The sequence below is a fragment of the Ruegeria sp. CF3 genome (assembly GCF_056537365.1).
The window spans coordinates 300,999-323,802 of the sequence record NZ_JBQFRK010000002.1 but is presented as its reverse complement, the minus strand read 5'-3'; the positions used below and the strand labels follow the sequence as shown (position 1 = coordinate 323,802).

At 55.1% G+C, this 22,804-nt stretch carries 19 protein-coding genes; 11 read left to right on the top strand and 8 right to left on the bottom strand.

Features of this window, described 5'->3' with window-relative positions:
- Positions 1 to 42: 42 nt before the first annotated feature.
- From ACR0KC_RS09240 to ACR0KC_RS09220, 5 genes are all read left to right on the top strand, one after another.
- Positions 43 to 579, top strand: a complete 537-nt coding sequence (locus ACR0KC_RS09240; protein WP_170394014.1) for a tripartite tricarboxylate transporter TctB family protein — start codon at positions 43 to 45, stop codon at positions 577 to 579.
- Between the two features lie 10 nt (positions 580 to 589).
- The gene (locus tag ACR0KC_RS09235) at positions 590 to 2,122 is read left to right on the top strand and encodes a tripartite tricarboxylate transporter permease (RefSeq protein ID WP_170509171.1); all 1,533 of its coding nucleotides are present in this window, start codon (positions 590 to 592) and stop codon (positions 2,120 to 2,122) included.
- Between the two features lie 5 nt (positions 2,123 to 2,127).
- Positions 2,128 to 3,612 (top strand): aldehyde dehydrogenase, encoded by a 1,485-nt coding sequence (locus ACR0KC_RS09230; RefSeq protein ID WP_480771762.1) that lies wholly within the window; start codon positions 2,128 to 2,130, stop codon positions 3,610 to 3,612.
- A gap of 73 nt (positions 3,613 to 3,685) precedes the next feature.
- The gene (locus ACR0KC_RS09225; RefSeq protein WP_480706061.1) at positions 3,686 to 4,918 is read left to right on the top strand and encodes a Tm-1-like ATP-binding domain-containing protein; all 1,233 of its coding nucleotides are present in this window, start codon (positions 3,686 to 3,688) and stop codon (positions 4,916 to 4,918) included.
- 331 nt (positions 4,919 to 5,249) lie between these two features.
- A complete protein-coding gene (locus ACR0KC_RS09220; protein ID WP_480771761.1) occupies positions 5,250 to 5,465 on the top strand; it encodes a hypothetical protein in 216 nt (71 codons plus the stop codon).
- Positions 5,466 to 5,684: 219 nt separating this feature from the next.
- Here ACR0KC_RS09220 and ACR0KC_RS09215 read toward each other — a convergent pair whose 3' ends face one another.
- From ACR0KC_RS09215 to ACR0KC_RS09185, 7 genes are all read right to left on the bottom strand, one after another.
- On the bottom strand, positions 5,685 to 6,029 hold the full coding sequence (locus tag ACR0KC_RS09215; RefSeq protein WP_170394035.1) for a RidA family protein: 345 nt from the start codon (positions 6,027 to 6,029) through the stop codon (positions 5,685 to 5,687).
- Between the two features lie 116 nt (positions 6,030 to 6,145).
- Positions 6,146 to 7,162 carry a D-cysteine desulfhydrase family protein gene (locus tag ACR0KC_RS09210; RefSeq protein ID WP_480771760.1) on the bottom strand — a complete coding sequence of 339 codons (1,017 nt, stop codon included), beginning with the start codon at positions 7,160 to 7,162 and terminating at the stop codon, positions 6,146 to 6,148.
- Positions 7,163 to 7,178: 16 nt separating this feature from the next.
- Complete coding sequence (locus tag ACR0KC_RS09205; RefSeq protein WP_170511778.1) at positions 7,179 to 7,907, bottom strand: TSUP family transporter; 729 nt, start codon at positions 7,905 to 7,907, stop codon at positions 7,179 to 7,181.
- Positions 7,908 to 8,007: 100 nt separating this feature from the next.
- Positions 8,008 to 8,757, bottom strand: a complete 750-nt coding sequence (locus ACR0KC_RS09200) for an aspartate/glutamate racemase family protein (protein WP_480771759.1) — start codon at positions 8,755 to 8,757, stop codon at positions 8,008 to 8,010.
- A 24-nt stretch (positions 8,758 to 8,781) separates the two neighbouring features.
- Positions 8,782 to 10,020, bottom strand: a complete 1,239-nt coding sequence (locus ACR0KC_RS09195; protein ID WP_480771758.1) for an NAD(P)/FAD-dependent oxidoreductase — start codon at positions 10,018 to 10,020, stop codon at positions 8,782 to 8,784.
- Positions 10,021 to 10,024: 4 nt separating this feature from the next.
- Positions 10,025 to 12,238 (bottom strand): TRAP transporter permease, encoded by a 2,214-nt coding sequence (locus ACR0KC_RS09190; protein ID WP_480771757.1) that lies wholly within the window; start codon positions 12,236 to 12,238, stop codon positions 10,025 to 10,027.
- An 80-nt stretch (positions 12,239 to 12,318) separates the two neighbouring features.
- Positions 12,319 to 13,326 (bottom strand): TAXI family TRAP transporter solute-binding subunit, encoded by a 1,008-nt coding sequence (locus ACR0KC_RS09185; RefSeq protein WP_170394045.1) that lies wholly within the window; start codon positions 13,324 to 13,326, stop codon positions 12,319 to 12,321.
- A 136-nt stretch (positions 13,327 to 13,462) separates the two neighbouring features.
- On the opposite strand from ACR0KC_RS09185, the gene ACR0KC_RS09180 reads away from it, so the two are divergent.
- From ACR0KC_RS09180 to ACR0KC_RS09155, 6 genes are all read left to right on the top strand, one after another.
- The gene (locus ACR0KC_RS09180; protein ID WP_480562203.1) at positions 13,463 to 14,416 is read left to right on the top strand and encodes a LysR family transcriptional regulator; all 954 of its coding nucleotides are present in this window, start codon (positions 13,463 to 13,465) and stop codon (positions 14,414 to 14,416) included.
- 278 nt (positions 14,417 to 14,694) lie between these two features.
- A complete protein-coding gene (locus ACR0KC_RS09175; protein ID WP_170395047.1) occupies positions 14,695 to 15,684 on the top strand; it encodes a glycosyltransferase family 2 protein in 990 nt (329 codons plus the stop codon).
- A complete protein-coding gene (locus tag ACR0KC_RS09170; RefSeq protein ID WP_480706049.1) occupies positions 15,677 to 17,353 on the top strand; it encodes a hypothetical protein in 1,677 nt (558 codons plus the stop codon). The genes ACR0KC_RS09175 and ACR0KC_RS09170 overlap by 8 nt, the downstream gene beginning before the upstream one ends.
- A 209-nt stretch (positions 17,354 to 17,562) precedes the next feature.
- The gene (locus ACR0KC_RS09165) at positions 17,563 to 18,534 is read left to right on the top strand and encodes a glycosyltransferase (protein ID WP_480771756.1); all 972 of its coding nucleotides are present in this window, start codon (positions 17,563 to 17,565) and stop codon (positions 18,532 to 18,534) included.
- A gap of 13 nt (positions 18,535 to 18,547) precedes the next feature.
- Entirely contained in the window at positions 18,548 to 19,381 is an 834-nt protein-coding gene (locus ACR0KC_RS09160) for a class I SAM-dependent methyltransferase (protein ID WP_480706045.1), read from the top strand.
- A gap of 4 nt (positions 19,382 to 19,385) precedes the next feature.
- Entirely contained in the window at positions 19,386 to 20,303 is a 918-nt protein-coding gene (locus ACR0KC_RS09155) for a hypothetical protein (protein ID WP_480706043.1), read from the top strand.
- A 204-nt stretch (positions 20,304 to 20,507) separates the two neighbouring features.
- On the opposite strand, the gene ACR0KC_RS09150 is transcribed toward ACR0KC_RS09155, so the two are convergent.
- Positions 20,508 to 21,989: a heparinase II/III domain-containing protein gene (locus tag ACR0KC_RS09150; protein ID WP_480791143.1), complete on the bottom strand. Its 1,482-nt coding sequence runs from the start codon at positions 21,987 to 21,989 to the stop codon at positions 20,508 to 20,510.
- Positions 21,990 to 22,804: the final 815 nt, after the last annotated feature.

Here is a 22,804-nt window from a genome sequence, read left to right as displayed (position 1 = left end):
GCAGTGATTTCCGCGCCTTCTTCATAGGGCTGGGAGGATGAAATGATCGCAAGAACGCTTCAGGACATGTTCAAACGGTATCGCCGTCCGGGTGATATTGTGTTTGCCGTATTGTTCCTGGCTTTCTCGGTGTTTCTACTGTCTCAGCTTGGGGAGCAGACGCAGGTCGTCAAGCGGACCAAATGGTTTGCTCAACCCGGTCTGTGGCCCACCGTTGCCGTGTGGTGCATGGTCTTGTTCAGCTTTTTGCATTGGCTCAGCTCTGCCTTATCCGATCGGATCGATGGTCGTTGGGCCGAGGTCGGGTTTTGGGTCCGGTCTCTGGAATATGTGGCTTATTTCCTGATTTATGTCCTACTGGTGCCACAGCTTGGCTATCTGCCGTCCACCATGTTGTTCGCGGTGTTTCTGACCCTGCGTTCAGGGTTTCGAGGCTCGGGCGCGATCGGCATCGCAGCCCTGTTCGGCTTCGTCGTCACCATCGTGTTCCGAGCGTTTCTGCAAGTCAAAATCCCGGCAGGGGCTGTCTATGAATACCTTCCCGACTCGATCCGCGCCTTTGCGCTGACATATTTGTAGGGAGGCACGTATGGATACCCTTCTGTCCGGTGTTTCAATCCTGCTGCAATGGCAGGTCATCGTGGCCTTGTTCATCGGCTCGATCGGTGGTGTCATCATCGGCGCGCTGCCCGGTGTGGGCGCTGCCGTTGCCATCGCCATCCTGTTGCCCGCAACCTTTGCCTTTGAGCCCATCGTCGGTCTGACCTTGTTGTTGGGGATTTACGGATCATCCATGTATGGCGGCGCGATCCCGGCCATCCTGATCAACACGCCGGGAACAGCGGTCAATGCGCTGACTACCTATGATGGCTATCCCATGACCAAGCGCGGCCAAGGCCACAGGGCGTTATCGCTGGCCTATTCAGCCTCATTCTTCGGAGGTGTCTTTGCGATCATCTGCCTTATGGTGCTCTCGCCCGTGTTGGCCATGATCGCCCCGCATTTTGGCAGCCGAGAGATTTTTCTGGCCGCGTTGCTAGGTATTGTTCTGGTCGTTTTAGCCCATCGAGGACAGATCTTTGCAGCAGGTATGCTTGCTGCCTTTGGCGTCTTTTTGAACACGGTCGGACTGGAGCCCGTCAAATATACGCGCCGCTACACTTTCGATCAAAGCTGGCTGGCGTCAGGCGTTGACCTGATCGTGGTTGTGCTGGGTCTGTTTGCGCTCAGCCAGGCATTTCTTTTGCTGTTGGAAAAGAACCATGCACCAGAAGACACTCACGTCAGCGGTAATATCTTTGCCGGATTGAAGGAACTGTTGGGCCTGAAACGGATCGCTACCGTTTCTTCAAGCATCGGGGTATTTATGGGCATGGTGCCGGGAACAGGTGAGTTCACTTCGCAGTTTCTGTCCTACACCTATGCTCAGAAAAGCTCGAAAAATCCCGACAAATTCGGCGATGGCTCGCCCGAAGGGTTGGTGGCATCCGAAGCCGCGAACAACGCCGTGCCGGGGGCAGCGATGATCCCCCTACTCGCCCTCGGTATACCCGGCGAAGCGCTTACGGCGATGATGCTGTCGGTCTTCTATGTTCACAACGTGATCCCCGGCCCGCAACTGTTTGAGAACCAGATGGATTTCGTCATGGCCCTATATATGGCGCTGATCCTGCTGAATGTGATCGTTCTGGTCTTTCTGCTGTTTTCGACAAACCTGTTGTTAAAGATCATTCAGATTCCCACACGCTTCCTGGGTGTGATGATCCTGATCTTAGCCTTTGTCGGGGTTTATAGTTTACGCAACTCGATCACCGATTGCGCGATCGCTGCTGGGTTTGGTGTCTTTGGCCTAATCCTCAAACGGCTTGATCTGCCGATCGTCCCGATCATCCTGGGCATGGTATTGGGCGGAATCATGGAAACCAAGCTTCGCAGCGCAATGGCACGGGTCAAGACGCCACTGGACTTCATCGACCGGCCCATCGCAGCCATCCTGTTCTGCCTGATCGTGCTGATCCTGATCCTGCATTTCCGCACACTGTACTACGAGTTCAAAAACAAGCTGCGCCCCGAACCCCATGTCCCAGCCGTGGATTCCGACCACCCGAACCAACAAGGATAGCTTTCATGGAACAGTCTTCCATCAATGCCTTGCGCGTGCAGGAGATTGCCACACGCGGACACTTTATCAATGGCGATTTCCGTGCCGGTGAAACTGGCGCCCAGCATGAGGTGCTGTCGCCCATCGACGGCCAGCCTCTCGCTCAAATCGCCGAGGGCAGCCCGGCGGATGTGAATGCAGCGGTGCGCGCCGCGCGGACCGCGTTTGAGGATGGCCGGTGGTCGCGCATGGCCCCTCCAGGACGCAAGAAGGTTCTGCTGAAACTGGCGGATCTGATCGAATCCCGTGCGCTTGAGATCGCGGTGCTGGGCGTACGCGACAACGGAACCGAGATCAATATGGCCTATAAGGCCGAGGCGCTCTCGGCTGCGGCCACTTTCCGCTACTATGCCGAAGCCATCGACAAGATTTACGGGCAGATTGCCCCGACGAGCCACGATGTTCTTGGCCTCGTACATCATGCGCCTGTCGGAGTTGTCGGGGCGATTGTGCCTTGGAATTTCCCGTTGATGATCGGCAGTTGGAAAATCGCCCCTGCCCTTGCGGCGGGCAACTCCATCGTCTTGAAGCCTGCAGAAAGCGCATCGCTCAGCCTGCTTAAAATCGCTGAGCTGGCTGCCGAAGCCGGAGTTCCGGATGGCGTCTTCAACGTTGTGACCGGGCGTGGTTCGGTCGCGGGCGAAGCTTTGGCCTTGTCGATGGATGTGGACATCATGGTCTTTACGGGATCGGGCGCGACAGGTCGGCGACTGCTGGAATACTCGGCGCGGTCCAATTTGAAACGCTGCTATCTGGAATTGGGTGGCAAGTCTCCGAATATTGTTTTCGCTGACGCGCCTGATTTGGCGGAAGCTGCCAAAGTTTCGGCCGCGGGGATCTTCCGCAATTCCGGTCAGATCTGTATCGCGGGCTCGCGCCTGCTGGTGCAGCAGGACATCTACGAGGATTTTGTGGCCGAGATCACGCGCCACGCCGCAGCCCTTCGTGTTGGTGATCCGTTGGACCTGAACAGCCAGATCGGTGCAGTGCACAGCCTTTCAGAGCTGGAGGTCAACCTGGATTTTGTCTCAACAGCCGAGTCAGAGGGGGCTGAACTCCGCACAGGCGGTGACCGCATTCTGACCGAAACCGGCGGGTACTACATGTCCCCCACTGTCATGGCAGGTGTCAAAGAAACGGATCATCTGTTTCAGAACGAAGTCTTCGGCCCAGTCTTGGCCGTGACCCCGTTCAATGACGAAGCCGAGGCGATCCGGCTTGCCAATGCCACAGTCTATGGGCTCGCAGGCGCAGTCTGGACTTCGAACCTCAGTCGCGCGCATCGCATGGTGGCCGAAGTGCGGACCGGGGTCATGCATGTGAACACCTATGGCGGCTCGGACCTGACCGTTCCGCTTGGGGGCGTGGGTCAATCCGGGAACGGGCATGACAAATCTTTGCACGCGCTTGAGAAGTACTTTGAATTGAAAACCGCCTGGATAAAGCTCTGACTGCGGGGTGTCTGTACGACATGTCTTCACCGCTTTGTCTGGGGCCCATAGGTCGCATGAATAGGAGGAACCAATGACCACAAAGACAATCCTGCTGATTGGGACCTACGACACGAAAGAACCCGAGATGCGGTTCATCGAACAGGCGATCAAGGCGCAAGGCGCGGATGTATTGACGATGGATGTCTCTGTATTGGGCGACCCTTTGGAGCCAACCGATATCTCCAAGCACGACATCGCCCAAGCGGCTGGAATGACCATCGAAGATGTCATCGCACAAGGGGATGAGAACAGGGCCTTTCGCGTGATGTCAGACGGTGCCTCAAAGGCCGTTACCCAAGCCTATGCGGATGGGCGATTTGACGGGATGCTGGCGACCGGGGGCACTATGGGCACCGATCTGGCCCTGGACTGTGCTCAGGCCTTGCCCATGGGGGTGCCTAAATACATCGTGTCGACCGTCAGTTTTTCTCCGCTGATCCCGCCGCACCGACTGGCTCCGGACATTCAGATGATCCTGTGGGCCGGGGGGCTCTATGGTATGAATTCGATCTGCCAGTCTTCGCTTGCGCAAGCGGCCGGCGCTGTTGTTGGTGCCACAAAGGCTGCCACAATACCGGATCGCAGCAAACCGCTGATCGGGATGACCAGTCTTGGATCCTCGTGTTTGCGCTACATGAAAACGCTCAAACCAGCGCTGGAAGAGCGCGGGTTCGAGGTTGCCGTTTTTCATTCCACCGGAATGGGCGGCATGGCATTCGAAAAACTGGCGGGTGAAGGGGCGTTTGCCTGCGTCATGGACTTCTGCATGCAGGAATTCGGGAACCTGATGGCGGGTTCCGTGGTCTCCAGCGGTGAGGATCGCGTGACAAATGCCGGGCGTGTCGGCACGCCACAACTGGTTGCACCGGGTGCGTTGGATCTTTTGGATTTTGCCGGATGGCAGGACATCCCTGACCAGTATGCCGACCGCCCATTCCATGAACATAATCGCCTGATAAAAAGCTCGGTCTTCAATGGCGATGAACGCCGTGCATGGGTGCGGGAGCTTACCAACCGATTGGAGGCCTCAACTGGCCCGGTTCACTTTTTTCTGCCCGTTCACGGGGTCGAAGCCTGGGACAAGGAGGGTGAAGAGGCGTATAATCCCGAAGCCCTGGCCGAGATGATGGATGAGGCCCGTAAAGTCATGCCCGGGCGCGTTCCTATGACCGAAATAGACGCACATATCAACGATGCCGCGTTTTGCGATCATGTATTGGCCCAGTTCGACGAATGGGTCGCAGAAGGCGTGGTCGCAACATAAATTCAGGATTTACGCCCGTCTTTATGATATACACGCAGGTCAAACACAGCCTCGGTGGCGGTGAGGTCGGGCGCATTCTTCCACGTGCGGCCGACTTGCAGCTGGATGCATAACCTTCACCGCTTGGATACTTGTTAAAGACTATTTTTCGGCGGAACCGTGTCACCGGTTCAAGGTGGCCAAAGACCTGCGCAGTAAGTGAAGAATTGAACTCAACAAATGCCCAGGATTAGCGACCCGTTCCGCCGGTGACGTTGCCAATATTGAGCGGCAACCAAACCGTTGGACCCGCATTTAGACGATCGGTCCAACCCATGAAAGGAGCGAGGAAATGCTAACCACGATTGCGATTTGGTATCTGAACCCAGAAACCCGGTCCGAAGGTATTGCTGCACTCCGGCAGCTTGCTAGGGACGTCAAGAAAAACGAACCTGATACCTGGGGTTACCTTGTGCACTCAGGTGGCGCGGACTCGGTCCCGCCATGCGATGACGATAAGACTGTGTTCGTGGAAATATCCACGACAGTGACTTTGGGCGATCGATAAGAACCCAACGGGCGCGCATTACATGCCAGTTGATGGTGAAACAGCGAAACTAACGCATCGCCAGTCATCTCCCGTCAGCAATCGCTTTCAGAGACGCAAATGTGGGCACGCAAACGCAGACGCGAAGACCTAGGGTGTTTTCTGGACCGTGAATAGCTCAATCTCCGAGGGATTGGACTTGCAAAGGTCCAGACCCTATTAACCGCAATCAGCCGCCGCTCAGTCGTAAGCTGCCGTCACGATCATTTCGACCTTCAATACATCACGGGCGAGCTTGGATTCTCCGCAGGCGCGGGCGGGCGCGTGGCCTTCGGGCACCCAAGCGTCCCAAACGGCATTCATCTCGGCAAAGTCTGCCATATCCGCCAACCAGATTTCGCATTTTAGGATGCGGGTCTTGTCGCTGCCCGCCTTTTGCAAAAGATCCTCAACCTTGGCCAGAATGTCCTGCGTCTGATCTGCCACGGTCGGCGCGTCCGAAGTCTGACCGCACAGGTAGGCAACGCCGTTGTGTTTGACGATCCGGCTCATGCGCTGACCGGTTTCGATGCGGGTGATTGTCATAACTTGTACTTTCTCATTGTTGAATTTAGCAGTGATTTGAGCTGCCCACGGCACAAGCGTTGAAATGCCAATGGGAGCCATAGATCAGAAGCCGGCATTCCGAGGCCGAGTTTCCTTCAAGTCAGATTGTCCGCCAGTTCATTTTGATATCCAAAAAGGGCCGGCAGCCCGCCGGTGTGCAGCAGAATGACCTTCTGACCCGGTTTAATCTTCTGGCTTTCAACCAGATGCATCAAACCGGTGAATGTCTTGGCGGAATAAACCGGGTCGAGGAAAACCCCTTCGGTCCGTGCCATTTTTTCCAGTGCGGCACGCGTTATTGCGTTCACTTTGCCGTAACCTGGCGGCAATGCATCGTCATAGACATCGATCCGCGCCTGCAATAGAGCGGCATCAACATCCAGCAAGTTTGCAAGTTTCTGTAGAACGATCATCATGCGGGCGTGTTGCTTCTCGCGATCTCTGCGCACGCATATTCCAAATACCGGGGCCGTGCTGCCTTCCAGTGCTAGACCGGTTAGCAAACCGCCATGCGTAGCACCACTGCCTGACGGCACAACCACCGCATCGAAATTGGGCATCTGGGCACACAATTCCTGTCCGCCAACGACATAGCCCAACGCCCCCAGAGGTGGATGATTCAAGCCCAGATGAATGACGTATGGCGTGCGGCCTTGGGCCTTCAATTCGTCAGCACGCGCGTGCAATGCCGCGTCGGCCCCAGCTTCGTCTTCGCCCTCGGGATAGCTCATATGCTCGGCACCCAGAATCTGTGCCAAAAATACGTTCCCGGACCTGTAATACTCTTCGTCCATATCTGGGACACGCTCTTCTAATTGAAGCACGGATTGCATCCCCAGCTTAGCGGCCGCCGCAGCTGCAGATCGGACAAAATTGGACTGAACAGCACCGGTGATTAGAATGGTATCGGCACCTTGTTGCTGAGCATCGCCGAGGTAGAATTCGAGCTGCCGTGTTTTATTGCCGCCAAACACAAGCTCCGTCAGATCATCGCGCTTGAGCCAGAGATCGATCCCCAATTCCGCCGACAACCTGTCCAAACGTTCCAGAGGTGTCGGGCCCGACATAAGCCGGGCGCGAGGAAATCTCTCCAGATTGTCGTTTCGTTGCATCGTGTACCTCCCGGGATTATGCAATCATATAGGCGCGCTGGAACAGGACACAGCAAGCGATGAAAGAAACCACGCGGATCGCGGCTATGACGACCGATTGCGGCAAGTAAGGGCCCCCTGCCCGTCCAAGCAGGCTGCCTACCAGCGTGATTATGACAAAGCCGAGCAGTTGCGGCCCGTATGTGATGGCCTGCGTTTCGGACAGGCTGTGCAACAGGAATGCAATGCCATAAGCCACCAGCGCGATGGGTTGCACCAGCTTGGCCACCTCTTTTGCTGAACGGCCCTTTGCGATCAAACCAAACACCATAAGTGGGCCCGGTGTTGCTGCCCAGACGGTCGCAAGCCCGGACAGTCCTGTAATGGCTGAAAACCCAAAACGCCCGATTGTGCCGCGCAAGGGAAGCAGGGTGGTGATTAAACCGATCAACAACAAGCAGGCCGTCAAGGCCAGAACAAACGCCTCGTTCAACAACGGATAAACAGTAAGACCGGCAGCTACACCGACACAACATGCGATGATCGCATTAAGAATGAGTGGCTTGTTGTTCTTTAGTACATGACGGTCCGTCGCGACTACCGACACAAGGGTATTCAGCAACAGCAATATGGGAACTGCCGTCGAGGTGCCGAGCAGGATCATCATCGGGGGACCCGCGATGATACTGAAACCGATGCCCACGCCAACCTGCAGCATTGCCCCGAGGCAAATGGCGGCCATCAAAATGGACAGATCAATGGTCACATAGCACTCCTGCAGCTTTGGCATTGTTGCAAGACCTCAGATATCCTGAGGTTACGGCCATGGTCCATGTCATTCCTTCATTCGAATTGATTGGCACGCACTAACGCTGCCAGGGCATCAATCCAGAGTATAGCTCGCGGGCCGCTACGGAATGTGCCATTTGCGCAAGTGTCGTCAGATCATACACGGGAAGGCGCAGTTCTTCCTGAAGGCGCGATGCGTAGGGCGGCAGGTCTGTACACTCCAAAACCAATGAGCGGATATCAGGGGCCTCAAGCATCAGGCTACGGGCTGCGTTCAGGACCTCGGCCTCGATCAGGTCTGTGTCCATAAGGGTGCGGGTATTCCGCAAGATCACTTCTGCAAATTCACTAGTGTCCTCCAGTCCCTTCACCGCCACCGGAACACCGGCGGCACCGACGCCTTCAAAATGCCGGGCGGTCAAAGCAGACGCGTCTGCAGTCAAAACACCCACCGGAGCGTTCGCGCCGGTCATGTGATAAGCCAGCGGCACCTGGATCAGGCTGGAAGCAAACACCGGAACTGAAACCGCTGCAGCCAGTTCTTTTTGAAACAGCGCAAGAAAGCCACAGCTGCCGGTAATGGCGCGTACGCCCTCGGCCTCAAGCCGTTTGGCACCTTCGATGAAGGGTTCAAGCAATTCCGGCGTAGGGTTGTTCAGAAGTGTCGGGACAGTCACCCCGTCGATCATTTCATACAGAACCGGAAATGGCAGGCTGGACGGGTTCTTGATATGGCCCGGTGGCTTTGGGAAATAGCTTTCAAGGCAAAGCACACCGATTGAGGCCCCGCAGATATTCTGGCCGCCTTGATAAATTGGCATTGTCATCAGGTCCTTTTTTGATTTGAAAGTTCAAAACCGGGTTGGTGTATACGGTGCTAGATCGATATTCGGGATGCGATCCGAGACGATATCCGCCACTAGCTCGCCGGTTTTCGGGGCCATCATCAGCCCGTAATGAGAATGCCCGAACGCTGCACAGAGTCCCTCTTGGCCTTTTACTTGCCCGATTGCGGGCAAGCTGTCCGGGAATGACGGGCGCCGACCCATCCAAAACCGCGCCTCACCTGTATCAAGCTCGGGCATCATGGCCTTGGCCTGTTGGGACAGGATTTGCTTCTTCCGTGGGTCAGCGGGTGCATCGGCGCTGCCGAATTCAGCCGTACCGGCGACCCTAAGCCCCCCAAGCATCGAACTTGCGACCACCTTTGCATCCACATCCATGACCGAGTTGTTCAGTTCGACCGCAGGGGTTGGGAATTCGACATGATAGCCCCTTTCGGCCACGAGAGGCATAGGCAATCCCAATGGTTTCAACAGGTCGGCAGACCATACGCCTGCCGCAAGAACAACATGGCTGGCGGTTAGCGTATCCTGCGCAGTTGCAATCTGCCAACCACCCTCTTCTGCGGGGGTAAGCTTGGTGACTTCGGTTTGCACAATTTCAGCACCTTGCACTTGCGCCTTTTCGGCCAAAACCGCTCCCACGCGTCCCGGAGCGGTTACACGCGCTTGCCCTTTGATCACAATCGCACCTTTGAACGCTTCGGACATAGCGGGCTCCAATCGGCGCAGTTCGTCACCGTCGACGCGTTCCAGATCGCCGCCTTTTTCTCGGCGGATAAGATATCCAAGCCCGTCCAGATCAGCCTGTTCTGGTCGGCGAAAGGCGTGGATGTAATAGCTATCGGTGATCAGGTTCTCGTGCCCGGTACCATGTAAATGACGCCGGTACAGATCGACGGAGGGGCGACAAAGAACCTCCATCGCGTCCGAGACTTCGCGAACAGTTTTTTCTCCTGAGTTTCCGAGAAATCGTAACCCCCAAGGAATCATTTTGGGCCAGAAGCTGGGCCTAACTGACAGCGCGCTCTTTGGGTCAAGCAGCATTTTGGGCAGCATTTTCCAGATACCGGGCATTGCTTGCGGAATGATCGACCAAGGCGAAACCACACCAGCATTCCCGAACGAGGTTTCCTGACCCGGCTCACCTCGATCGATCAGCCGAACCTGAATGCCCCGTTCCTGCAGCGACAAAGCGCAACAGATGCCGACGATCCCTGCGCCGATGATGGTCACTTGTTCTGTCATCAATTCAGGCCGGAGATTGGCTGCGGCTGCGCGCGATCAACTGGGTGACGATGACGGGCGAGGCCACGGCCAGCGCGATCAAATCTGCCGTCAGGCTGGGCGCGACAAAGATAATCCCCGCAAGGGCCATCAGAATCCGCGCCGCAACATTCATCGGTTTCAGCCAGTAGCCCACAACCGCAGCCGATAGGGCGATGACCCCGGCGATACAGCTGGCGGCGGTGTAAGTGAACTCCCAGAAATTGAAGCCGGTTGAGGATACGAACAGCAGAACTGGCGCATATACGAAAGCCATCGGCGCAATCACCTTGCCCAATCCAAGAGTGAATGCCGACAGGCCAGTGCGGAACGGATTCGAGTTGGCAATTGCAGCAGCCGCGTAGGCTGACGTACAGACCGGTGGCGTGATCTCGGACACCACGCCGTAATAGAGCACGAACAGGTGGCTGGCGATGGGCGGCACGCCAAGCTGCGCCAGTGCAGGCTGTGCCACCGAGACCAGCATGATGTACAGCGCTGTGGTCGGGATACCCGCGCCCATCAGGATACAGACGATGGCGATGAAGACCAGTGAGATGAATAGCTGCAGGTCTTCCATGGCAAACAGCTGGAAGCTGCCGAAAGAGATCATGTTGTAGATATCTGACGCCAGATTGCCCGCGCCCTGTGTCACCATGAAGCCAATGCGAAAGCCGATGCCAGTGGTGTTGATCACTCCGACCACGATGCCAACCGCAGCCGCTGCGGCACCAACGGCCAGCGAGTACTTCACGCCCAGTTCGACCGCTTGCAGCATCTCGGGCACTTCAATCCGTTTCTGTGGATTCAGCGTGGCAATAACCGACAGGCCACAGAGGATTGCGGTCATCGTCAGGTCGAACCCGCCATCCGAGAATTTCCAAAGCACAAAAGCCAGGAAAGCCGCGGCATAGACCAGCGTTGGCGGCTGTTTGATCCGCGACATGCCCGCGATGACCGCCAGAGAAATACCGCAAAAAGCGGACATGAATGGCGTGTAGCCCGTAAACAGCACCACCAGCAGGCCGATCAGTGGCACGATATTGGCCCAGCCTTCCGCCCAGACGGCTTTGAGTTGCGGCAGTTGCTCTTTCGCCAGACCCTTCAGGTTCAGCTTGCGTGCCATCAAGTGCACCACAGCGAAGACGCCGACATAGTGCAGAATTGCCGGGAAGATCGCTGCGATCACAATGGTGGTGTACGGAACCTCAAGGAACTCGGCCATGATGAAGGCCGCAGCGCCCATGATCGGCGGAGTAATCTGGCCGCCGGCCGAAGACGCAGCCTCAACCCCGCCCGCAAAATGGCCCGGGTATCCGAGGCGCTTCATATTGGGGATAGTCAATGCTCCGGTCGATACGGTGTTGGCCACCGATGAGCCCGAGATCGTGCCAAAGAAAGCTGAGGACACGACTGATACCTTTGCTGGACCGCCAGTATAACGGCCCGCAAGTATAGTCGCGTTGTCGATGAACAGCTGCCCCAGACCGGTGCGTTGCGCGATGACGCCGAACAAAACAAAGTGAAAGACGATAGTCGAAACCACCCAGAGCGTGACGCCGTAGATACCTTCCTGCGGAAAATACATCGACGATACGAAGGTTTTGAAATTCACGCCGGGATGCTGCAGCAGTCCGGGGAAGTACGGCCCCAGCAGGGCGTATGAGATGAAAACACAGATGATAAGGGGCAGCACCCAGCCCAGCGTGCGCCGCGCAATGTCCAGCACCAAAAGGATGATGACGACGCCCAGAAATACATCATAGTTGTTGGGGTTGCCCATCCGGAACGTCTGTTCCTCGATCCCAAGGAACGGAATGCCGCGCCAGGCTATGCCAACATAGAGCGCGGCAATGATGCCAAGCGCCATGAAAACCAGATCATAGAGCGGGATGTTACCGATGCGGAACCGGCTGACCTTAAGGGCATAAAGGCTTTTGGCCCCGACAATCGGGATTGTGGCGTAGACCAGAATGAACAGCAGGGCGAGGTAGATGCCCATGTGCCAGTGGTCTGCGGGCAGGCCGAATCCGGCCGTGAAGAATTCGTAGAACGCTAAAATCAGGGCCACAACACGGAGAACTTTTCCAGCGGTGGGCGTCACCTTTCGGACGGCGGCACCTTCATCGAACTGTTCCTCGATGGCCGCTAGTTCCTCGGCCGTCAATTCGTGGTCATCAAGTTTCTGGGTCTCGGACATGATGGCCTCCCGATTTCGCATAGTTCCAGTGTGCGGTGCCCCACATAGGGGCACCGACGATACGGTTCAGTTTGTTGCGTTTACTGAAGAAGTCCGGCTTCTTTGTAGAACTTCTCGGCACCCGGATGCAGTGGAACACCCAGCGCCTCTACACCATCCAGCGCGGTATCGGGCGTGATCTGCTTACCCTTGGCATGGCCGTTGTCCAGTAGCTTGCGGGTGTTGTCGTTCCACAGGGCTTTGGTCAGCTGATAGACCAGATCTTCCGACAGATCCGAGGACACAACCAGCATAGCACTGACCGCAGGGGTCTTGGTTTCCGCATCTATGCCTTCATAGACACCACCCGGAATAGCCGAAGGGATATAGGCCGGAATGATCTCGTTGATCTTGGCCAGATCTTCATCGCTGAACGAATGCAGGTTCATGCCTTTGGTCGACGACAGTTGTACCATCGCGGCAACTGGCCAGCCCGCAGCGTAGAAATAGGCGTCTAACTGACCGTCAGCCAAACGCTCGGCGCTTTGACTGTTGTTCAGTTCGGCTTCATCCATATTGTCGCGATTCACGCCCCAGGCGTCGAGCATCTGCAAAACTGCAACCTGCGTACCCGATCCGGCCTGTGCGATACCGACGCGTTTGCCTTCCAGATCGCCCAGGTCGTTGATCGTCTGACCAGCGGGCAGTACGAGATGCAGATCCTCGGGGAACAGATTTGCAACGATGCGGAGGTTGGGATGAGGTTTACCCTCGAACTTGCCTTCACCCAGATACATCGATCGGGTCACATCAGCCGCGGCCAGACCGGCCTCAAGCTCACCATTCTGCACGGCGGCGTTGTTGAATACAGACGCTGTTGTGGATTGCGCAATCGCGATCAGCCCCGGAACGCCACATTGGCCGCCTTCTTCACATGGACGCGATCCCGGAGGGGCGGAAATTCCGTTGGCGATGGTGCCGCCGATGGGGAAGTAGGTTCCGCCTGCGCCACCGGTCCCGATGCGGAAGAATGTTGGATCCTGCGCCAGCGCAGGGGCGGCAAGCGCGCCTGCCAAGGCCAGTCCAGTCAAACATTTCACGAATTTCATAATCATCTCCGTTGTTGGATCGCTGGATTCGGTTTTCCCGAATTCGATCTCCTCAGCGTAGAGACGATTCGCATAAATGCAAATTTTTTATACTTCACAAAACTAAGGTTTTATTTATACATTAACCATGAACCTTATGCAGCTCACAGTGTTTCGCGAAGTGATGGAGACCGGCTCTATCTCGCAAACTGCCAAGAAACTGAATCGCACTCAGCCGGCGATTAGCCTTGCGTTGAAAAACTTGGAAAAAACGCTGGGACTGACCCTGTTTGAACGCAAGGGAAGACGCCTGGTTCCGGTTCCTGAAGCGCACTACCTTCTGGCCGAAACCACAGGCATTCTGGACCGTCTCGCCACCATCTCCAGCACAATGGAAGGGTTGATCAAAGGGCATGCAGGCAGCCTGAACATCGCAACGATGCCTGGCCCGTCCGCCTTTTTGTTCCCGCGTTTCATCAGCCAGTCGGTCGGAGAAAACCCCGATATTCGCATCACTCTTTCCACCCGCAGTTCACCTCAGATTATGGAGCTTGCAGGGACCCAGAACATCGACTTCGGATTTGCTGATTTCGAACATTCAGCGGGCAAAGAACCGCAGTACTCTGCCGAACTAATCAAAGCAGATTGCTTCTGTGCCATTGACCGCACCCACCCACTTGCTTCGCGTAAGAGCCTGACACTGTCTGATCTGAACGATACGCCCATGGGCGGCTTGCATGCGTCACACCCATTCCAGCGCAAAATCCGGCAGGAATTCGAGGAGGTCGGTGCTGAGTACAATCCGACAGTGACCTGCCAGTATTTTCAGCCGCTCATCCCCTTCGTCAGCTCCGGGCAATGTTGCAGCATCGTTGATCCGCTGACCGTCGTGACCGAGCAAGAATTGAACCTGTCCGACGGAAAGGTCGCTTTTTTGCCATTCAAGAAACCGCTCAGATATGAATACGCGATCCTTGAACCCAACCACCGGCCGCCGTCTCAACTGGCTTTAAAGATCAAAGCTGGATGGAAAGCCGAGGTCTTAAAAATGTTGGAAGACGTGAAGGCGAATCCTCACACAGAATGGATTTTCCAGGCCGGGCGTGAGTAATACTGATCGGCCCCAATGAGTTGATCTCTTGATCGCTCGAAGCGATTTACAGCGTCAAGTTGATTTGAGAAGATCGACGGCTGGTCGGAATTCACTGATTTAGCGTAACGCAGTTTTCGGTCGGCACCGATGACGCACCAACCATCGAGTATTCATACGAATTGTTTCAAAGGAGCGTTTCAACCGTTTCAGATGGCTCAACAATTACCCCTTTTGGACACAATTTTGTCCCAAAATAAAATGTAATTGCACTCAATAGTTATCAATGTGGCATGATCATGATGCTTGTCGTCCAAATACCGGCGCTTAACGAGGAGGAAACCCTTGCCGAAGCGATCGCGGCAATTCCCCGATCGATTCCTGGCGTCAGTAAAGTTGAAGTACTGGTCATCGACGACGGCTCCACCGATCGGACCGTTGAAGTCGCCTGGAATGCCAAAGCTGATCACGTTCTGGAAATGAGCAGCCATGTCGGCCTCGCCCGTGCGTTCAGTGCCGGCATCGAGTATGCGCTTTCTTTGGGCGCCGATGTGATCGTCAACACCGATGCAGACAATCAGTATTGCGCAGACGACATTCCCGCCCTGATTGATCCGATACTGAAGCGTAAGGCACAAATCGTGGTCGGCGCTCGCCCGATCAGAGAGATCGAGGGCTTCTCGCCGTTGAAGAAAACCCTTCAACGGCTGGGCAGTTGGGTCGTGCGACTGGCTAGCAAGTCAGAAATCCCTGATGCGCCCAGCGGATTTCGCGCCTATTCCCGAGATGCCGCTGCCCGACTCTGTGTTGTCAACACTTATACCTACACTCTGGAAACCATCATTCAGGCCGGACGCAAACATATCCCGATGACCTCGGTGCCTGTTCGGGTCAACAAGGTAACACGCCCGTCTCGTCTGTTCAGAGGTATCGGAGAGTATGTCACCCGCTCCGCAAGAACTATTCTGCGCGTTTTTGTGATCTATGCACCATTGAAGTTCTTCCTGACGCTTTCGGCAGTATTCGCCTTGCCTGGCTTAATCGGGGTTGGGCGATTTCTCTATTATTACGCGACAGACGGGGGGGCTGGGCATGTTCAGTCGCTGGTTCTGTCCGGTGTGCTGCTGGCAATGGCCACGATACTGTTCGCCGTTGGTATCCTGGCCGATCTTATCGCCACCAACCGTAGTCTGCTGGAAGACATCCGGGCCCGAGAGTTGCTGCGCGCGCCGATTAGACCTACTGAAGTAATTTCCCTCGACCCGGTCAGGGCGGTAGAGAATGGATAATCCGGCGCTAGGCGATCAGCGAAACGCCGGACTGGTAGGGGCTATCACTCTTGATCGAGTGGTACGTGCGAGCATTGTCGTTGTCTTCGTGTTTATGCTGGTGCTGGCGTATACTCATAATGTGAATTGGGACGAATTCTATTTCCTGTCACATGTCCATGCCTTCCTCGACGGTCGATTGGACCGTCCAATGCAGACCTTCTTCGTGCATGGTTTCACATGGCTCGATGCGCTGCCGGGTCATGAGATGGAACAGATATTTGCAGCCCGGCTTGTGATGGTTGCATGCGTCGGGCTGACCACAATTTCTGTGCACCGTATCGCCCTGTATTTTACCGAACAGCGATTTGCCGATATCGCTGCTCTGGGTTTCCTGACTTCAGGCTACGTTTTGGCCTATGGCGCCAGTTTCCGTGCCGATCCCATTGCTGCGGCGTTACTGACTTCTTCGATTGCAATCTTGCTGACCACGCGCCTGTCTGTCTGGCAAACACTGGCGGCAGCGCTTCTGAGCGCTCTGGCCGTACTGGTTACGATCAAATCGGCACTCTATCTGCCCGCATTTCTGGCCGTGCTGATATGGAGGATCGAAGATCGAATAGCGGTACGGCGCATCACTATCACGGGTATCTTGGCGGCTGGCATTTGCGTGTCATTCTACCTCTGGCATGCGTCTGGCCTTCGCGTCGCCGAAGGCAACCAGACGGCAAACAATGCAAAGGACGCGCTGAATACGACGCTGTTGAAAAGCGGCATATTCCCACGATCAACTGAATTCATGAGTTGGGCTATGCTCAGTCTCCCACAGATCATTCTTGTGGGGATCGGACTGTGTGCCGGTCGGAATGCTCGGCGGGTTCTGTTGATTGCGCTCTTTGCTGCACCGCTCCTCTCGGTGGTGATCTATCGCAATGCCTTTGTCTATTTTTACCCCTTCGCTACCCCACTCCTGATGGCAGCCGTCGCGATCGGAGCACAGAGGCTTGGATCATCACGACGCTCGGCACAACTGGTGATGGTGATGCTTGCGGGGCTTTTTGTCCAGGCAGCCCTAGCACTGCAAGATCGTGCAGGAAACCAACGCGCCACTATTGCGGAAATTCATCGCCTGTTCCCAGATCAGGTCGCCTATATTGATGACAGCCACATGATCGCAAGTTTCCCGAATCCTGGTTTCTTCATGTCAGGCTGGGGCGTTGCACGCTATCAGGCGGCGGGCCAGCCCGTATTTGCCAGAATCATCGCAGAACAGCAGCCACCTCTACTTATCGCCAACAAAACTGCTCTGACGCTGACGATGGACCCAAGTTCGGCCAATGGAGCCGAGCCTGTGCTGCTGCCTGAGGACCACAAGATACTACGCGAGTCATATGTGCACTATTCGGGATCGATCTGGCTTGCCGGAGGATCAGTGAAGCTGACCGACGAACCGGTTGAATTGGCACTTCCGTTCCCCGGACGATATCGGGTCGAAACCAGCCAGCCAGTACAGATTGATACAAGTGCCGTCGCATCTGGAGACATTCTTAGCATTGGCGCAGAGGCAGTAACAATCAACGGACCGAAAGGTGTTGCTGTCGGGCTGATCTGGGATACTGGTGTGGCTCCGGTCGCGCCAGAAAGCTTGGATCGAGAGGTTTATACCGGCTTCCGGATGCTTTCGCCATGAATACCGATATGCCTCTTTCCCCTCCGGTGGTCAGCACCACTCCGATACCATCTGAGCCCGGCAACAAGCGGGTGATTTTTTGGGGAACATATGATCTTAGCAAACCGCGTACTCGAATTCTCCGAACTGGATTGCAAGAGCTCGGCGTAGAAGTAATTGAAATCCACGCAGAGATTTGGCCCAAACACGCGGATAAAAGCCAGTTGAACATGGCTGTGATGATCCGAGTGTTGTTCAGCGCGCTCTTGGCCTATCCGCTTCTGATCCTGCATTATTTGCGTGCGCCTCGTCATGATTCAGTGATGGTTCCCTATCTTGGCGCGCTCGATACATTGGTGTTGTGGCCCTTTGCCCTGCTACGTCGGCGGCAGATCACCTGGGACATGTTCCTTTCGCTTTACGACACTGTCGTTAACGATCGAAGTATGGTTGGGGCCAAGTCACTGCCGGGCCGGATGCTTTGGGTCACTGAATGGCTGGCCTGCCGGGCAGCGCATCATGTCTTGCTCGATACGAAGGCGCATGCCGAGCATATTGCACGGATCTTCAATTTGCCTGAATCCAGGATTGGAGCAGTGCCGGTGGGAGCTGAGCCGGGATCCTTCCAGCGTCTGCCTCCTCCTGCGCGCCACGACGGTCCCACTAGAGTGTTGTTTTATGGACAGCTCATCCCGCTGCATGGGCTTAAAACGATATTGACGGCAGCTACCTCGGATCGAGGTCGCGATATCAATTGGCACCTGATTGGCACCGGGCAAGAGCGCCTATTGCTCGAGACAGCTCTGGTGGATGCGGAGCATAAGCATATCTCCTGGCAGAAGTGGGTTCCCTATGAGGAACTGACTGAGGCAATTTCAAATGCCGACATCTGCCTCGGCATTTTTGGCGCCTCAGGCAAGGCTGCGTCAGTGGTGCCGAACAAGGTTTATCAGGCGCTGTTGTCAGGGCGTTCAGTGATCACCCGGAGCTCACCTGCCATGATCGAAACATTTGGCAACGAAGCTCTCGGGGTGAAGCTTATCCCTCATTCAAATCCCGAAGCGCTGCTGGATGCCATCGCTGAATTGAGGCACGAGGGCTATCCGGTAATGCCTGAAGACAGACTGAAAATGGCCCAGCCGCATGAGATCGCGCGGACTCTTTGCGGATACTTGTTTCATTGTGCACCTCAAGCCGGATAAAACTGTGGTCGACATGACTGATACCGCCATTAATTCCGCAGAGCATAGTGCTTCTGCCATCTATCACAGGCACTTTGGCCCGGCCCTGCCGCAATCCAATTGGGTGCCCGCGCCGCGGTATCTTCTAAGGCGTGATCGGGTTATGCGGCATCTCAAAAATCTGAAGCCTTGCAGAGTGCTTGACATCGGGTGCGGACCGGCTGCGCTATTGTCAGAACTGGCAGAACAGGGTTTTGAAGCTTATGGCGTAGATCGTTCGCAGCAAGCCCTTGAACTGGCAGATAAGCTCAACACTCAAGCCAGCCCTATGACACTCTTGGCCGAGCTTGACCCGGATTGGAAAAACTCCTTCGACCTGATCATGTCATTTGAAGTGATTGAGCACTTGGAGCAAGATATTGAGGCCATGAGAGAATGGCAAACTTATCTGAAACCCGGTGGAACAATGATCTTGTCGACGCCTGCGCACCCATCCCGCTGGAATGCGGCCGACGTTTGGGCAGGGCATGTTCGACGCTACAGTAAAGAACTTTTAGTACATTCGGTTCAGGACGCCGGCTTCACCGTCGAAACTGTTGAGTGCTACGGTTTTCCTTTGGCCAATATTATGGAGTATTGGCGTGCTCGGGCCTATGGACAGATATTAGAAACCAACGCCAAATCTGGTAAAACAGCGAACGACCTTACCAACGAGAGCGGTAGCGATCGTTCCATTGAGCGGCGCTTCTGGCCTGTGTTTTCTTCCATACTCGCAGTCACGGTCATGCGGCTTTTTTTCCAGCTACAACGCCCGTTCCTTAACACCGAATTTGGAAATGGTTTTCTTGTAGTGGCGCGCAAAACGTAAACACATGGCTACCGCCCTGCGCTATATCGGCACCGCTGCTGCCCTGATCTTCATCGGAATCATTCTGGTTCGACACGCAGGAGACATTGCAGTGCTCGACCTCGGGTCAGGCCGCGCCCGTTATGCACTGCTAGGTGGGTTTACCCTTTATGTGCTGTCGCAGCTCGTAGGTGCTGTGGCTTGGGGGGTGACGCTAAACATCTATGACGTTGCCCTAACGCGCACACGCGCTGAAAGTCAGTTAATGGTATCGCAGATCGGGAAATACATCCCCGGCAATGTTGCCCACCTTTTGGGACGTTTCGCCCTCGCACGGAGTGATGGAGTGCCATCCGCAATTATTGCGTCATCTCTTTTGCTCGAGATCGGTTTTCTGCTCGCCAGCGGTGCTCTGGTCGTCGGAATTGTGCTCCTGACCATGCCCGATCTTGTCGCCGCAGTAATTGCAGACCTTCCAGGATCCTGGCTCGATGGACAGATGACAATCATCTTCCTCGGAATTCTGGCCTGCATCATGATTGGCCAGATTGTGATCTGGCGCAAAGCGGGAAAACCGAAACTTACATTTTCAAAATGCCTGATCCTGTTGTTTCTGCATAGCTTCAACTTTTTGATGCTGGGTTTGTCACTTTGGTGTGTCGCACGGGCGATCTACCCTCAGGGTGGTGCCGGTATATTGCAATGCATCGCAATCTTTTCGACAGCCTGGGTCATCGGTTTTCTGATGCCGGGCGCACCCGGTGGTATCGGTATTCGAGATGGAATTATTGCTCTCGGACTTGGCCTTTTCACTGATCAGGGAGTCGGTCTAAGCGCTGCGATCGCGCATCGCGCGATCTCGGTTCTGGGGGATGTAGCTGTGTTTGGGCTTGGCGTAACCCTGCGCCGATATCTAAGCAGTGGTGAGCACGAAGCTGTATAGGTTTAAAAATTTGGATCGGGTCAGCCAGACAATTTGCAGCGGAGTCTATCGTATCTGAAGGTCGCCATGCGCTGTCTCAGGCGCTAGGGTGCCGTCTTCAATTCGTTTCCAAACATAGTGCGACTTCTGGTGCGTACTACATTCCTTGAGCGCACCCAGCATCGCCTAAAGCCAGGGTTGAGGTCGTTCAAGTTTGACCCAAACCTATCGTGAGTTTTCAGCAGGCAGCCGATCAATGTGCTTTTTCACAACATCGTTCGAGAGGGTCGCGTTCAGTCGCCACTCACCTAACGGGATGACCGGCTTGTTTGCGGCCTGTGCATCAGGTTCAAAAGTAACAACAATGGTTTCACGCTTGTCACTTTCATCAAGATCAAGCTGGATCATGAGCCGTGTAACGCCTGAATTCGGATTCTGCATCGCACATTCAGAATTGAATGCCGTTTCGCAAGGATTGGCTGAAAGTTGAGAGAAGGTGGCGTTTGGCGGCGACAGTATGCGTGCGGTTAGTTCTTTCCCATCCTGACGCAATGTGGCTTTGGAGCCATCAACTGTTAACTGCGCTTCGGTATGCATTGCCCACGCCACCCGCCCCCGTTGATCAGAGCTAATTTCATCCTGAACCAACACTGTCGTTCCGTCGACAAGAGCTATGCCTCGTCTGACCGTTCCCTTGGGCTTTCCATAGGCGTCTGAAAGATCGGCGATTGCAAAATCGAAACCCGGAAACTGCGCCAACTCCTCAACATAGGCCCGCCCCGTTTCGATTTGATTTGCCATGTCAAAGGTCAGTGTATTCTGCCCGATCGTGGCCGTTCGATAATAGTCAAAACGTTTGTCAGTAAAGTAGCCGGGCAATTGGTAATTTCCGAGCCCAAGATCCACCCCCCAACGTACACCGTCGGCTTCAAGCACAAAGGTGCCCGCATCAAGGTCATTGTGATGGCTGCTAAGCGGCCCAGCCTTGAGGCCGATATAGCTGGCCTTAGGGTCATTCCAACCAGACCGCATGGTTACGATCCCAAGCCCTCCAGACCAATAGGATGTTGATCGGGCAGTGATTGGTTCACTATTGCGTCGCTGCTGCCAGATCAGCTCGAATGCTGGATGGGAAGACCCCATTTTGCTATTCATCTTAAGGTCGTAGCCCGGACGATTGAACCGCGACGCCAGCCAGGTCAATACAACAAGGTCAGTGCTTGTATCGCTGTCTCCAAAGTTAAACAGCATGCCAGTTGGCCCAGATGCATGGATCAGGAACTCCCCAAAATCTTCCAACCCTACCATTTTAGAGAGATCAAAATCATGCCCGAGGACGGAAACAAGCGCATCAAACGCCACCGCCGCGTCCCGGGCGGACAAAGCCCCGTACATCGGTCCTTCTGGCCAAGCCCCATCCGGAGCGAACATTGCCAACCCATTTCTAAGTGAAACCTGCGCTTGCTCAATAATATGATCAACCAGTTCCGGTTCTGTTTCTGACACAACCAGAGCGGCGACGATCATTCCTGCATTGCAAACGATGTTCCAGTTGAAGGAAGCAACGGGCCAGGCGATATCCGCAGTAGCCGTCCCATCAGGAAGCGACGCGGGAACAGACACTGGGTTCACCCAGTGTTGGGGGGCGATCCAACCCTTGTCATAATAATGCGTATCCAGATCGTAGATTTTGGCGGCTTCTTTCAACCCCTTCTCGACAAGTGCCGATCGAATGATTTGATGATCCTCTTCGTCCAGATTGTCACTAATCCAACTGTATCCGAGCGACACCGCCAATGTGACACGGCTTAATCCCAGAAAGTGTGCGGGCTGCCATGTCTCCAGTTCCGAAAATTGCAAGAGTTCGGTTCTGGCGCGATCGGCATAGCGACTGTCACCGGTCAATCGCCAAGCCAAAGCCAGTGTGGTGAGGCGTTCGACCGGACGTTGTCCAAATCCACGAAAAGCCTCGTGAAGCTGACCATCTCCATTCCGAACTGCCTCAACAATAGTAGGCGACTGCAAATGCGCTTCTGCACTCTCAATCAATGCCTGATAGTCAGCCGCGAACACCTGATCGGCTGCGCGCTGTGTTTCTATGCGCTGGACGATCTCATCCGTTAGAACGACTTGCGGCACTGAGTTTTGGGACAAAGCGCTTGTAGCGCAAAAACAAGCGAAGGACAAAACGAACAAAAAGAAGGCTTTAATCGGATTCACACTTCTAACGGTCGCGATCATGGACTTCTTCCGCATTGGAAACACCTGCAACCCGACTCTGCAGCGGTGGCCAAATTCTGTCAAAGACATCCGATTAGTTCGGCTTAGCAAATTGATATGCTAAACGCCCCGTCCGGCAGCCTATTGGAGTAGTGTTTAAGTAGAGCCGGAAGGACAAACGATAAGAAAGCCAGCCACGAGAACCTAGCGCAAGCGATCCGAGCATTAATATTATGGTCGCATGGCTTGATCACGGAACCGAACCGGAAACGAGGCCAGTGCCCATCGATTTTCATGTGTTT

Bases quoted from the DNA above. Each gene is read 5' to 3' on its own strand.
- ACR0KC_RS09240 (WP_170394014.1), top strand. From the start codon at position 43: ATGATCGCAAGAACGCTTCAGGACATGTTCAAACGGTATCGCCGTCCG.
- ACR0KC_RS09235 (WP_170509171.1), top strand. From the start codon at position 590: ATGGATACCCTTCTGTCCGGTGTTTCAATCCTGCTGCAATGGCAGGTC.
- ACR0KC_RS09230 (WP_480771762.1), top strand. From the start codon at position 2,128: ATGGAACAGTCTTCCATCAATGCCTTGCGCGTGCAGGAGATTGCCACA.
- ACR0KC_RS09225 (WP_480706061.1), top strand. From the start codon at position 3,686: ATGACCACAAAGACAATCCTGCTGATTGGGACCTACGACACGAAAGAA.
- ACR0KC_RS09220 (WP_480771761.1), top strand. From the start codon at position 5,250: ATGCTAACCACGATTGCGATTTGGTATCTGAACCCAGAAACCCGGTCC.
- ACR0KC_RS09215 (WP_170394035.1), bottom strand. From the start codon at position 6,029: ATGACAATCACCCGCATCGAAACCGGTCAGCGCATGAGCCGGATCGTC.
- ACR0KC_RS09210 (WP_480771760.1), bottom strand. From the start codon at position 7,162: ATGCAACGAAACGACAATCTGGAGAGATTTCCTCGCGCCCGGCTTATG.
- ACR0KC_RS09200 (WP_480771759.1), bottom strand. From the start codon at position 8,757: ATGACAATGCCAATTTATCAAGGCGGCCAGAATATCTGCGGGGCCTCA.
- ACR0KC_RS09195 (WP_480771758.1), bottom strand. From the start codon at position 10,020: ATGACAGAACAAGTGACCATCATCGGCGCAGGGATCGTCGGCATCTGT.
- ACR0KC_RS09190 (WP_480771757.1), bottom strand. From the start codon at position 12,238: ATGTCCGAGACCCAGAAACTTGATGACCACGAATTGACGGCCGAGGAA.
- ACR0KC_RS09185 (WP_170394045.1), bottom strand. From the start codon at position 13,326: ATGAAATTCGTGAAATGTTTGACTGGACTGGCCTTGGCAGGCGCGCTT.
- ACR0KC_RS09180 (WP_480562203.1), top strand. From the start codon at position 13,463: ATGCAGCTCACAGTGTTTCGCGAAGTGATGGAGACCGGCTCTATCTCG.
- ACR0KC_RS09175 (WP_170395047.1), top strand. From the start codon at position 14,695: ATGATGCTTGTCGTCCAAATACCGGCGCTTAACGAGGAGGAAACCCTT.
- ACR0KC_RS09170 (WP_480706049.1), top strand. From the start codon at position 15,677: ATGGATAATCCGGCGCTAGGCGATCAGCGAAACGCCGGACTGGTAGGG.
- ACR0KC_RS09165 (WP_480771756.1), top strand. From the start codon at position 17,563: ATGGCTGTGATGATCCGAGTGTTGTTCAGCGCGCTCTTGGCCTATCCG.
- ACR0KC_RS09160 (WP_480706045.1), top strand. From the start codon at position 18,548: ATGACTGATACCGCCATTAATTCCGCAGAGCATAGTGCTTCTGCCATC.
- ACR0KC_RS09155 (WP_480706043.1), top strand. From the start codon at position 19,386: ATGGCTACCGCCCTGCGCTATATCGGCACCGCTGCTGCCCTGATCTTC.